General features: G+C 44.9%; 13 protein-coding genes and 1 other annotated feature. Of the genes, 7 read left to right on the top strand and 6 right to left on the bottom strand.

The annotated features are described in order from the left end of the window. Positions 1-21 precede the first annotated feature (21 nt). Positions 22-2331 (top strand): RNA polymerase recycling motor HelD, encoded by a 2310-nt coding sequence (helD, locus tag FFM70_RS08795; protein WP_137616479.1) that lies wholly within the window; start codon positions 22-24, stop codon positions 2329-2331. A 58-nt stretch (positions 2332-2389) separates the two neighbouring features. On the opposite strand, the gene FFM70_RS08800 is transcribed toward helD, so the two are convergent. Next, a complete protein-coding gene (locus FFM70_RS08800) occupies positions 2390-2737 on the bottom strand; it encodes a hypothetical protein (protein ID WP_137616480.1) in 348 nt (115 codons plus the stop codon). 422 nt (positions 2738-3159) lie between these two features. Between FFM70_RS08800 and FFM70_RS08805 the strand changes: the two genes are divergently transcribed. Both FFM70_RS08805 and FFM70_RS08810 read left to right on the top strand, forming a co-directional pair. Further along, positions 3160-3429 (top strand): type II toxin-antitoxin system RelE/ParE family toxin, encoded by a 270-nt coding sequence (locus FFM70_RS08805; protein WP_223877466.1) that lies wholly within the window; start codon positions 3160-3162, stop codon positions 3427-3429. Continuing rightward, positions 3426-3707, top strand: a complete 282-nt coding sequence (locus FFM70_RS08810; protein WP_137616482.1) for a helix-turn-helix domain-containing protein — start codon at positions 3426-3428, stop codon at positions 3705-3707. Before FFM70_RS08805 ends, FFM70_RS08810 begins: the two co-directional genes overlap by 4 nt. A 73-nt stretch (positions 3708-3780) precedes the next feature. On the opposite strand, the gene FFM70_RS08815 is transcribed toward FFM70_RS08810, so the two are convergent. From FFM70_RS08815 to FFM70_RS08825, 3 genes are all read right to left on the bottom strand, one after another. Next, entirely contained in the window at positions 3781-4944 is a 1164-nt protein-coding gene (locus FFM70_RS08815; protein ID WP_137616483.1) for a cation:proton antiporter, read from the bottom strand. A gap of 41 nt (positions 4945-4985) precedes the next feature. Continuing rightward, positions 4986-6362, bottom strand: coding sequence for a branched-chain amino acid transport system II carrier protein (gene brnQ / locus FFM70_RS08820; RefSeq protein WP_137616484.1), 1377 nt, complete (start codon positions 6360-6362; stop codon positions 4986-4988). A gap of 149 nt (positions 6363-6511) precedes the next feature. Beyond that, positions 6512-6808: a binding site (T-box leader), on the bottom strand. Positions 6809-6966: 158 nt separating this feature from the next. Then, entirely contained in the window at positions 6967-7779 is an 813-nt protein-coding gene (locus FFM70_RS08825) for a Cof-type HAD-IIB family hydrolase (protein ID WP_137616485.1), read from the bottom strand. Between the two features lie 181 nt (positions 7780-7960). Between FFM70_RS08825 and FFM70_RS08830 the strand changes: the two genes are divergently transcribed. The 4 genes from FFM70_RS08830 (at position 7961) to FFM70_RS08845 (ending at position 11468) form a co-directional block, all read left to right on the top strand. Continuing rightward, positions 7961-8833 carry an AraC family transcriptional regulator gene (locus FFM70_RS08830; protein ID WP_137616486.1) on the top strand — a complete coding sequence of 291 codons (873 nt, stop codon included), beginning with the start codon at positions 7961-7963 and terminating at the stop codon, positions 8831-8833. A gap of 69 nt (positions 8834-8902) precedes the next feature. Then, entirely contained in the window at positions 8903-9694 is a 792-nt protein-coding gene (locus FFM70_RS08835) for a Cof-type HAD-IIB family hydrolase (protein ID WP_137616487.1), read from the top strand. 3 nt (positions 9695-9697) lie between these two features. Beyond that, on the top strand, positions 9698-10867 hold the full coding sequence (locus FFM70_RS08840) for an MFS transporter (protein ID WP_137616488.1): 1170 nt from the start codon (positions 9698-9700) through the stop codon (positions 10865-10867). After that, positions 10857-11468 (top strand): sugar O-acetyltransferase, encoded by a 612-nt coding sequence (locus FFM70_RS08845; protein ID WP_137616489.1) that lies wholly within the window; start codon positions 10857-10859, stop codon positions 11466-11468. Before FFM70_RS08840 ends, FFM70_RS08845 begins: the two co-directional genes overlap by 11 nt. 135 nt (positions 11469-11603) lie before the next feature. On the opposite strand, the gene FFM70_RS08850 is transcribed toward FFM70_RS08845, so the two are convergent. Beyond that, positions 11604-12212 carry a hypothetical protein gene (locus FFM70_RS08850; protein WP_137616490.1) on the bottom strand — a complete coding sequence of 203 codons (609 nt, stop codon included), beginning with the start codon at positions 12210-12212 and terminating at the stop codon, positions 11604-11606. A gap of 260 nt (positions 12213-12472) precedes the next feature. Further along, complete coding sequence (locus FFM70_RS08855; RefSeq protein WP_171002338.1) at positions 12473-13045, bottom strand: hypothetical protein; 573 nt, start codon at positions 13043-13045, stop codon at positions 12473-12475. Positions 13046-13130 lie beyond the last annotated feature (85 nt).

A 13130-nucleotide genomic window follows, 5' to 3' on the forward strand; every position in this document is an offset into this window, starting at 1 on the left:
AGACTGGAGGCTGTTATCACAGTGACAACATCAGACCAAGAACAACAGCAGGAACAACAGCGTGTGGACGCCGTCATTAAACAGGTCAAGGCCCGTGCCAAAGAAACTGACCGTTTAGTTGCCAAGGCCCACCGCGAAACCGATGTGATTCAAAAAAACTACGGTGATAATAACTCCGTCAACACGTTCGAAGTCGATGACCGCATCGAAACGAACGCCGAGTTACAACAACAAAAGCAAATGGTCGAACGGGCCGTTGAATCTGAAGCCATCCTCAATCGCCAAGTTGGCGTTTTGAAAGACCTCAGTAATTCACCGTATTTCGGTCGCATCGATATTCAAGATAGTCCAGACGAAACACCCGAAAAGCTGTACATCGGGACCGCTTCTTTTGTCGACGAAAAGCAAAACTTTCTCGTTTACGACTGGCGTGCGCCAATTTCGTCGGTCTACTACAACGGCACCTTGGGCAAAGTCAACTATCAAACACCGATGGGTGAACAAACAACTGAATTACAAAAAAAGCGCCAATTCCAAATCGATCATGGTCAAATTAAAAATATGTTTGATACTAACGAGACCGTGGGTGATGAAATTTTGCAAAGCGTCCTTGGTGAACAAAACGACGCCTACATGCAAAACATCGTCGCGACGATTCAAAAGGAACAAAACGACATTATTCGGGATACTTACAGTGATTTATTAGTGGTTCAAGGGGTCGCTGGCTCCGGCAAAACATCCGCCATCTTACAGCGAATTGCCTTCTTGCTCTATCACTCACGCGCCTCACTTGAAGCAGATCAAATGGTCCTATTTTCCCCGAACCGGCTGTTCAGTCACTACATTTCCGAAGTGTTGCCAAGTTTAGGCGAACGGAATATGCGCCAAGTGACGCTGGCCGAATTTCTCAGCGCGCGCTTCCAAGGGTTGACCGTTGAGAGCCTCTTTGAGCGCTATGAACGTGACCGGCAAAGCATGACACAGATGCCAGCCATTCGGCAATTTCAAGAAAGCGCCGACTTTATGCAACAAGTCGACGCCTACTGTCATCAATTACCCGCTGACCAAATGCGATTTACAAATATCGTGTTTAATGGTGAGGTCTTCTTTTCACGCGCAGAAATCACGGCCATCGCGACGGCCTTACCCGCGGCCATGCAACCAGCCGATCGTTTCTTGAGTATTAAGAACACGCTGATCAAACGACTTAAACACCGCATCGACCACGAAGCTCAAGCCGACTGGGTGAACGACATCATTGACCAACTTAATGACGAAGACTATCACGATTGGCTTGGAGACAAGCGCCGCGGGGATTTCCAATCCTTAGATGATGAAGTCTTTTACATTGGCAAACAAATCGTCACTAAGCGTTTACGCCAAGTTTACGATGCCATTTACAATGGTTACTTTTTAGATACTTATGAACAATATAATGACTTTTTAAACCAGCTTGACCGGCCAACTGCCATCGACCCTGCTCAGTGGCAGGCTCGAATTCAACAATTCCAAGCTGGGATCGAATATCATCGAATTGCGTTGTTGGATTGTGCCCCATTATTGCTCTTGCGCGACAGCTTGACCGGGAGTGGTCAAAATCGGCGGATGCAGTATATTTTCGTGGATGAAATGCAAGATTATTCATTAGCTCAGTTACTATACATCAAACATGCCTTTCCGCTCGCCAAGTTCACGCTATTAGGTGACAGTGAACAAGCGTTGTTCAAGGACATTGAACGGCCACAGCAACTGCTCGAACGGTTGCGTGATGCCTTTAACGTTCGCCGAGCTAATTTGATCACCTTAAACAAGAGCTACCGTTCAACGTTACAGATTACTAATTTTGCCAAAGCCTTGTTACCCGATGGCGACCAAATTCAAGCCTTTACTCGTGAAGGTGACTTGCCGAAAGTCATGATTCGTTATGGTGAAGATAGCGCCTTAAAGGGTCTGCTAACTGAAGTAACTCAACAGTTAGAACACACCAAAACGGTCGCCGTGCTGACCAAAGACTTGGCCGAAAGCAAAAAAGTCTATCAGTATTTGAAACACCAAACAATTGCGACCTTAATGGCTGACAGTGACCGTACCATGCCACAGGGTGTCATTGTGATGCCCATCTATCTCGCCAAAGGGTTAGAGTTTGACGCCGTTATTGCCTATGATGTTTCTGCTAAAAATTACCCAGATGCCGCATCGGTTGGGCTGCTATATACGATTGCTTCTCGCGCAATGCACCATCTCACCCTTTTAAGTGTCGACGACGTTTCGCCGCTTATTGCCCATTTAGATCCAACGCTATTTACCATTGAACATCAAGTTCGTGTTTGATTAAAAAAAGTCCTGAACGTGCTAATTCTAGTTAGAATTGGCGTCGTTCAGGGCTTTTTTAGTTCAATCGATGCTTTACTTGTCGAGCTACTTCACCAGCAATCCCTAATCCCAGTGCGAGCTGTAGTAAACGTAACCCAAATGGATTCGTCCCCACAATGGTCGGTCGCATAATTAGGTCAAGAATGCCACTTAGGGCAACAACCATTAGGATCATACTCCCTAAACCAATGATTACTGTCAGCGTTTGCCGAACAGGTGATTTGGCTTGAAAGTCTGCCTGAGCGGTTTCGTTTTGGCCAACATAGCCCCGAACTAACTCTGACAACCCAAAATTACGTTCAATTAAAACTGCCGCAAAACTAAATAATGCTAATCGAATCAGAATACTCATCGTTAAAATCAATTTAGTCACTCCTTATGTTTGAGAGGTCAGCCAACTGTTACCCTAATTGTACGCGCCATTTTAGATGATTGGCGCAACTTTACACAAACACAACAATCTTTACCAAGAATAAATGACACTAGAACAAATTACGAAATTGACTAATAGAAACTGAAAGTAGGTGATTAGCCAAATTGACTCATTATCCAGGCTAAATTTCAACCAAAACAATCGCCGACCGTCACTCATTACTGTCTCACTGATGTTAAAAACTGGTAGATTGCTGCTAAACCTGTTATATTGCATACAGTGATACGCCAAGCAAAGGTCACGATAACCGTATGTATGCGATCACTTCATATTCAGCACAGTCAGATTATGACGAAATAGCACTATTTTTCACCAGACTTAGTCAAAGCCATCAACAGGCTGACGTGGCATTGATGCGTAAAATCACGCATCAACTCAATCTGTTAGCCGAACTTGCTCCTCAACTTGGAATGCCACATTCTAAAAAGCTTAAGGGCTTGCGCTATTCGCTGTACGAATTGCGGCCGATACCAGAAAGAATTTTTTACACCATTACTACCGACAATCAGATTATTTTGCTACATCACTATACTAAACGTCAAAATAAAACGAATTCACGTCAGATAAAAACCGCCATCCGTCACTATGACGTTTGGTTAAAACGAAAGGAGTTCTTGCAATGACTGCTTGGAACTGGAAAGACTTCAAGTCAACAATTCAAAATATCACACCCCATGAGATGTCACTAATTGACACGTTGAGTGAACTTCAAGTCGAACGACAACGTCAAGGAATCAGTCAGTCAGACTTTGCCAATCAGCTTGGTATCTCATTAGCGGAACTGAACGCAGTGGAGACACTTGATACAATGCCAGATACTGGTCTACTTCAAAAATATGCTGCAAACTTAAATTACCCATTCCATTTAAAACAAAAACCAATCACAACAGAAACGAAATAATCACAACTCAAATGACGTCCACTACAATCATCAACTCGTAGTGGACGTCACTATTTTTGAAACTTATTAAAGGTTACGCTTCAGCCGTCGATGGTGCCCGGTGAATTGCATCTTTCAAAACAAATGGGGCAATCATGGTAACTAAGATTATCACTAAAATAATATCAGAATAATAGTTACTCGATAACAAATGCGCCGAGAACCCGATCTGCGCCGTAATCAGGGCCATTTCACCGCGAGAAATCATCCCCGCGCCGACTAAATAATTACTATGCGCACTAAACCCATTCAACTTGGCTCCTAAACCGCAACCAATCAACTTGGTCAGGACGCCCAACACGGTCATCACCGCCACGAACGGCAACGATTGCCAGAACCCATCGAAAGTCATATTTAATCCGACACTAACAAAGAAAATCGGAATAAAAATCGTATAGCCGACCGGTTCAATGCTAACGTCGACCTGATGCTGATAATCAGTTTGAGCAATCGCGGTGCCCGCAAAGAATGCCCCAATCGCCCCACTCAGGCCGACTATTTCCGCTAACCACGCCATTGCCAAACAAATAATAACGGACATAATCGTCGGACTGACTGCCATCAACAAATGATTACTTAGGCTCATCAAGGCTGGCGCAATCCAGCGTGTTAATAAGAACACACCAACAAAGAAAGCGGCCTGCTCCAGTAAAACTAACCACAGTGCAGTCTGCGCATGACCACCTTGATCACCCATCATCGAAATCATAATACTGAGTAAAATGACCCCAATAATGTCATCCGCTACGGCGGCACCCAGAATCGTCGCGCCTTCCTTCGTATCTAACGCTTTAAATTCTTTTAGCACCTCGACCGAGATTGAAACTGAAGTAGCTGAAAAAATCACGCCAATGAATAACGATTCAAACCAGGTGAAGTGGAAAAAGTAACTCGTGCCACCCATGATCAGGACAGGGAAAATCACACCAATCACAGCCACAACAATGGCTGGCCGTAAATACTTTTTCAATAAAGCCAAATTACTCTCTAGCCCACCGATGAACATTAAGACGATCACACCTAAATCCGAGAATGTCTGGACTAGATTAGTCAGGTGAACCACATTAAAGATTGCTGGACCTAAGATGACTCCCACCAAAATTTCACCAATGACGGCCGGAATCCCAATGCGATGGGAAAAGTGCCCGGCTAAAGTCGTTGCTAACAATAAAATACATAATGTGCCTAAAAAACTCATAGTCGCCATCCTTTATTAAAGCTTAGGTTCCATGATACACCTTATTCTTGGTTCATTTTAATCGCGTGGGCCGCTAATGCACGGCGAATCGCATACTGACTCAGGCCAATTGCCAGGCCAATCAGCGCCGGTGCGACCCAATCCATGCCATATTTGGCAAATGGTAAGTATTTCGCATCTAGTGCTAATAAATTTTGAACCCAAGCTTGCCGAGTGATGATGGCAGGGGCTGCGTTTAACGCATCCAAACAGGCTGGAATCAGCGTCAATGCCGTCGTCCAGCGATAGACCATCGAATCGCGGCGAAATAGTGGCGACGTGATCGACAAAATAATCAACGTAATCGCCAGTGGATAGAGAAACATCAGCATTGGCGTCGACCAAGCAATAATCTGATCCAAGCCAATATTGGCAATCAAGAATGACGCACCACACGCCAGCTGATTCCAAGTCCGATAGGCGATACGTGGAAATTTGGCATGCAAAGCTTCCGAGAAAGACGATGACAACCCCACCGCGGTCGTCAAACAAGTCAACGTTGCCATAATCGCTAAGATAATTTCACCGGGAATACCCAAAAATGCGTTGGCAATTTGTGAAAAAGCTAAGCCACCATCGACTGACAACTTGAAGGCCGTTAAAGAAGTCGCCCCAATCCAGATTAAGCCAAGATAGATCAACGCTTCGAGGGCGATACTCAGCAAACTGGATTTGGCCGCCGTTTTCGCAATTGCAGTTGGGTTATGCTGCCCCAACCCACGAATCGCATTAACGACCACGATGCCGAACAACAACGCGGCTAACGCATCCATCGTATTGTAGCCTTGCAAAAAACCATTCAAGAAAGCCCCAGTCTGATAACTCGCCGTGACCTTCGCCGTATTAGCCTTACCCAATGGTTGAGCAAACGCAAAGCCAAAGATTAACGCTAATAAAATTAGAAAGGCGGGATTCAACAATTTGCCAATTGCGGCCATAATCCCCGAAGGCTGACGCGACGCCCAATAAGTAATGCCAAAGAAGATCAGTGAGTAGCCCGCTAAGAATAATGGCGCTTGACTAGCACTCACATGCCCCGCAATCCCAATTTGAAAAGGTGTCGTGGCAGTCCGTGGCGTTGCAAACAAGGGTCCCAACGTCGCACAAGTCAGAACCATGAACAAGGTTGCATAGCGTTTGCCAATTGGCCGCGCTAAATCATAAATTCCAGTACTGCGGGTGACACTGATTGCAATAATGCCTAATAATGGCAATAACGTCCCCGTTAACAAAAATCCCAATCCCGCGGTCAACCAATGGGCCCCAGCGAGTTGTCCCAAATGAATCGGAAAGATTAAATTACCCGCGCCAAAGAACATGCCGAATAACATTGAACCAATAATGAGATATTGTTTAAATGATAACTTTTTTGATTGCATAGGCTTTACTCCTTTTAAAATCCTGAGTGACGATCAATTAAGAACAGCCAAGCACTCGATACAACCCACCATGACTTGCTTTTACACACATGTTGATAACCTCCCTGAATAAACAAAAAAGCGTCCTCTGAAAACCCAAAATTGGATTTTCAGAGGACGCTATCGCGCGGTACCACCTCATCTGATAACTTTTCAACAACAGTTATCCACTTATCGCGTACGGCTGTGGGTAAGTGAGCTGCTTCATTTTCTGAAACGTGTGTTTGTCGCCAGTGACCTGTGCCCGCTACGCACTAGCACGATAATGGGTGCCCCCAGCTAATACTGACAATTGTTCGCATTAGCCGTTCACAGGTTACTTTCACAACGTTACCAAGGTCGACTTCCACCAGCCGTCGACTCGCTGAACTCGGTTAAGTTACTACTCTCCTGATCATCACGATTGTTTCTCATTTATTTTTAATATTTGCAATCATAAACTCATTATCACGGCTTGTCAACTCGTGTCGCGAAAAAAGTTATCCACCGTGGATAACTTTTTTCGACTTGTCTCACTTAAAATTTTACTTTTCCACAGTCCTGTTGAAAAGTCGTTCGGTTACCCTTAGTTCAAGGCTAATTTTTGAATTGCCGCCGCCAAGCCACCGTCATCATTCGTTCCAGTCACATAACTGGCATGGGCTTTAGCTTCGTCACTCCCGTTCCCCATCGCAACAGCGGTGCCAGCAAAATCAAACATCGTAATATCATTTTTTTCATCACCGCAAGCCATGACTTCACTCGCATCCAATTTCAGAATTCCCGCTAATTCGCGTAAGGCGGCTCCTTTATTTACAACTGGGTTCATCACTTCCAAGAAGAGACTAGCAGCCCGCACGACATAACAGTCGGCACCAAAAGTCTTTTCTACAAGTGGCTCCAGCTCATCCAGTTGGTCTGCATCGCCGACATAGACGCCCTTGGTGATTTGAAAATCAGCCGGTAAATCGTCGGGGTCGCGAATCAACAAGCCAGCTTTATTTTCCCAAGCTTGAATGACGGTGACCCAATTGACATTGCGATCTGCGGTGTAAATATTACTATCTTCATCTAGCACGTTAAACGGCAAGTGATGTTTTTGACCAAACGCTGTCATTTTTCGATACAAGCCATTATCGACTAAATGTTTGGCAATGACTTCACCGGTAACGGCCTCCGTCACCGCGCCATTATAAGTAATGACATATTGATCATCACCGGTAATGTTTAGCGCCGTCAAGTATGGTTGCACGCCTGCTAATGGTCGACCACTGCACAAAACGACCTTAATGCCTTGTGCTAAAGCCTTTTGGGCCGCCTCTCTTGTACTATCCAGGAGTTTCCCCTCGGAATTCAATAACGTATCATCAATATCTAAAGCAATTAATTTAATTGACATCATCAACAGTTCCTTTCGATTGCGAATACGGTTACAATTAACCTATGTCAGCTAATACTTAGCTCGACAGTCATTCAGTTTCGCCTTTTGATTATGGCTTTAATATAGCATAGTCCGATTGGAACCAAGGTCGATTTTTGAAACCCGCATGACTCATTTTGAACAATTTAGGTGATAACTAATGAAAATCTTACATGAAACAGTCCAAACGATTCCACACTTGCCGTTTAAATTTTATGAACATGACCCGACGATGTCGATCAATGTCGCACCCCATTGGCACCAAGGGATTGAGCTGAACTATCTTGAAGGTGGCGCAACGTTAAAATTCGTTACGGATGGTCAAACGACCGAGTTTCACCCCGGTGATGTTTGGGCTGTCAATCGGCGTGTCGTCCACAGTGCCACTGGTTCAGATCAAGCTGACTGGACTGAATTTGGGCTCATTATTGACGATGACTTTTTGCAAACACAAGTCCCTTCTAGTGCCAATTGGCAGCTCACGTTGACCCAACCGGCAGCTGAGTTCGAAAATCCAAGTGCCGCCGCTGAAATTCGTAATCAACTAATTGCGATTCATGACGGCTTAGCCAACGGTGCGACCGACTTGGTCCGACTCGAAGTGCTGAGTCACTTTTACGCCTTGATTGCGCAACTAGGACGCGCTTTCACCGTCCCACTGGCCGCAAACGACGTTAATCCTAATCAAAATTTGACCGATACTGTCATGGATTACATCAACCAAGCCTATGCCGAACCAATCAGTGGGACAACACTAGCGGAACGCTTCCACGTTTCTTTGACCACGCTGAATCAACAATTTAATACCAATCTACAATTGTCCGTCAATCGCTATCTGCGCCAAGTGCGGCTCTTGAACGCTCGCCGTTTACTGCTGGAAACCGACCGCAAGATCGATTACATTGCGACTAGTTGTGGCTTCACCAATCGTAAAACACTCAATCGCAATTTCAAGGCTTGGAAGGGTCTAACACCGACCGAGTATCGACAAGCTTTTTCAAAATATCATAAAATTGATACCAGTTGCCTCTAAAAATGTCCCTTGGCGGTGAAATTCTCATGCTAAGCTAGCCTCATCAACTTAAACGAGGGAGATTTTAACATGATTAAACTAATTGCAACCGATATGGATGGCTCATTTTTACGCGATGACATGACTTACGACGAAGCATCTTTTAAAACGCTACACGCAGATATGCAACGCTATGGCATTCAATGGGTCGTCGCCAGTGGTAATCAATATTACCAGCTCAAATCCTTCTTCAAGGCTTATCCTGACACAATTTACGTGGCGGAAAACGGCGCGTTGATTCGTGACGAAACTCAAATTTACGCCATGCACGCTTTCAAACAAGCGGCAATTGATCAGATTCTGGCAACCATCACTACTATGCCGGACTTACAGATTCTCGTTTGTGGTGTGAAGAGTGCTTACGCGCTGCGGACAGAAGATCCGGCGCATGTGACGGAGATGCGCAAGTATTATCATCATTTGGCAGTGGTCGACGATTTCGCCAGCATCCACGACGATATCTTAAAATTCGCGATTAGTTGCCCCCCTGAAAAAACACTGGCTATCGTTAACGAACTTCGTGACAAATTGACAGACCTTGGTGAACCAACGAGTAGTGGGCATGGCGATATTGACATTATCCAGCCCGGCCTCAATAAAGCTGCTGGTCTCAAAGAACTCGGCGACTTACGCCATATTGAGCTCGGTGAAATGTGTGCCTTTGGTGATGGGGGTAACGACCTAGAAATGTTGCGCGAAGTTGGCCTAGGGGTGGCTATGGCAAATGCCCAACCAGCCGTGACTGCCGCAGCTGACCGGACAACCGACAGTAACCAGAATCAAGGTGTCCTCAACTTCATCCGTGACGCACTGGAGGCATAGCCTATGTCAGCGACTCAACCCGCACAATGGACAACGGTCAGTATTCTCAGTTTGTCCACTGTTAGTGGTATTTCAACCGTGATCACGGGCCTGATTCCGCAATTGACCAAGCAATTCCCACAAGTCCCGACGACTGTAATCGAGTGGCTCGTGACGATTGCGAATTTGAGTGCGCTGATCACGCTACTGATCAATCCCCAACTGACCCAAAAGTTCGGCATCCGACCAGTCGTTATCAGCGGGCTGCTATTGAGTGCGGTGGCGGGCGCTTTCCCGATGCTGAGCACTAATTTCACGCTAATTATGCTCAGTCGGGGTATTTTAGGCCTAGGGATCGGCTTATTCTCACCTCACGCCATTAGTCTGATTGCCCACGTCTATCACGGTGAGCGCCGTGCCCGCTTACTCGGTTATCAAACTGGCCTATCTGCCCTCGGAAATGCCGTCTTGCTGGCACTGGCAGGTTGGTTGGTCGTCATTAGTTGGCAAGCGGTTTTCTGGCTCTACCTTGTGTTAGCCTTGATTGCGGTACTCGTATGGCGTTTCGTGCCAGAAACTAATCGTCAAACGACGACCACTAAGCTTGGGCATGCTAAGCTACCGCTCTCGCACTGGGGCTTAGCCGGGCTAACCTTTATCACCTACCTGCTCATTTGGGGTGTTCAACTCAAGCTCCCTAGTTTGTTTGCCGACCGCCATTTTGGCAATGCTAGTAGCTTAAATTGGACACTGGCAGCCATGAACCTCGGTGGGCTAGTGGCCGGCCTGACGTTTGGCCGGTTGCATAAACGGCTGCATCGCTATACTTTAACGTTAGGTTACGCCGGTGCCGCATTGAGTGTCGCATTACTTTGGGGCACCAATCAGGCCACGATTGCCATGGGCGCCGCCATTTTCTTCAACTTTATCTACTCCTACACCGGTCCCTACCTCGTTTTCACGAGTAATTCTGGGCTCGCCGATACTCAAATCAACACAATGAGTAGTTATTTGACGATTGCAACTATTATCAGTGCCTTCTTTGCGCCACTTGTCTGGAATCTTCTAGGCCAATGGGGACCGGGGGTGCTTACGGATAACGTCATGTTGTGGATCACGTTAATTTTAGCGTTAATCGCAGTCGCCTCAGTCTTCAAACCAAGTCGGAAAGGACCCATCCCGCATGGAAAATAAAAAATTACACAATGGCGACCTGTACTTGCCAAATGATGCCACCATTGAAAAACAACAATTTCAATATCTAGATCAACTCTACGATTATAATCAGACGCGACCAACGGAAATGACTAAGCGCCAAGTCTTGTTAGCCAAAATGTTTGCTGAAATTGGCGCTGACTGCTACATTGAACCACCCTTTCACAGTAACTTCGGTGGGCATCACGTTCATTTTGGCAGCCATATTTATGCCAATTTCAACTTAACGCTGGTCGACGATACTCATATTTATGTCGGCAGTCGGACTATGTTTGGCCCCAACGTCACGGTCGCCACGGCTGGTCATCCGATTTTGCCGGAACTTCGGGCGCAAGGTTACCAATACAATGCCCCCATCCACATTGGGAAAAACTGTTGGTTTGGTGCGGGCGCGATTGTTTTACCCGGCATCACGATTGGGAATAATGTGGTCGTCGGTGCTGGGAGTATCGTTACGAAAAATTTACCGGACAATGTGGTTGCAGTCGGTAATCCTTGCCACATCCTGCGACAAGTCAACGCGCATGACCGCGAGTTTTATTTTAAAGACCGTCGCATTAAACCTGAATTATTGTCTTAACCTAAAAAGTGGGACTAGTTATCAACAACGATTGTTGATAACTAGTCCCACTTTTAAAATAGTCTAAAACCAAGTAATTTGTTTGCGTGACTCCCAATGATATCGTCCGCTTGCCATGGCTACTTACTAAACCAGCTATAACGAGAAGAGATCATCATCCTCATCGATAAGTCGAAGTGTCTGAGTCTCAGTTATACTCTTTTTGATGGCTACTCTCAACGGCATCTGCATAATCGCCTTATGTTTTTGCTTAAAAGTTTCGGGCGCAACCCACGTATCAGCGTTTCTTTCCTTAATGACACCATCGAGTTCTTTCGCTAAATAATAGACTAAGTTATTAAATCCTTTTTGCGTTGCCGTCACCTCATGCACATTTTCTGAATAAATAACCAATATGTTTTTTTCAGATCTGTCTGGCGCAATATTCAATGGTGCTGCTAGCCATTCTAACGGTACCATATTCCATTCAGGCAAAAAATCAGAATAATCAATCCAAAGTGTTAACCAATTCTCATTCCGAAGACTCTCATCAGTACCTATGTGATTAACCCAAAAATCAGACACGGGCACCTGCCAAATAATTTTTGCCAGTTGTTGATAGCCAATCGTTAGCTTTTTTCTTTTAACTCTGATTAAAGCTTCCATAATTGCCTCCATCACCCATCTAAAAATTTTGTCTTTTTTAATCACTATTCGAATCTGTCTTTTATGACTATCAGATTCTGCATCAACACCAAAATCCATCATTTTACCCTGAATCGACTTAATCGTCACTAAACTAGTTGGTCGATTGCCATTATAGAATGGTTCACTATTAAGTCCATTATGAAGCTCACTTATACCCAAAATAACACTGAGATTATTGGCTTAAGCTAAAAAGTGAGACTAACTATCAACAACGATTGTTGATAACCAGTCCCACTTTTAAAATAGTCTAAAACCAAGCCATTTGATTTCGTGTATCCCAATAATATCGTCGCTTGCCACAGCTACTTACTAGCCGGCTATAACGAGAAGAGATCATCATCCTCAGTAACAGGTTTAAGTGTCTGAGTCTCGGTTATACTCGTTTTAATGGCTGCCCTTAACGGCATCTGCATAATCGTCTCATGTTCTCGCTTAAATATTTCAGGTACAACCCACATATCAGCGTTCCTTTCCTTAATGACACCATCGAGTTCTTTTGCTAAATAGTAGGCTAAGTTATTAAATCCTTTTTGGGTTGCCGTCACCTCATGCACATGGTCAGAGTAAACGACCAGTATATCTTTTTCAGATGCGTCTGGAGCAATGCTCAATGGTGCTGCTAGCCATCTTAACGGTACCATACCCCATTCAGGCAAAAAATCAGAATAATTAAGCCAAATCTTTAACCAACTCTCATTATGAAAACTTTCATCAGTACCCATGTGATTAACCCAAAAATCAGACATGGGCACCTGCCAAATGATTTTTGCCAACTGTTGATAGCCAATCGTTAGCTTTTTTCTTTTAACTCTGATTAAAGCTTTCATAATCGCCGCCATCACCAATCTAAAAATTTTGTCCTTTTGAGTCACTATCAGATTCTGCATCAACACCAAAATCCACCATTTTACCCCGAACCGACTTAATCGTCATTAAACTAGTTGGTCGACTGCCATTATAGAATGGTTCACTATT

It is taken from the genome of Lactiplantibacillus nangangensis, assembly GCF_005405065.1.
GTDB classification, from domain to species: Bacteria; Bacillota; Bacilli; order Lactobacillales; family Lactobacillaceae; genus Lactiplantibacillus; species Lactiplantibacillus nangangensis.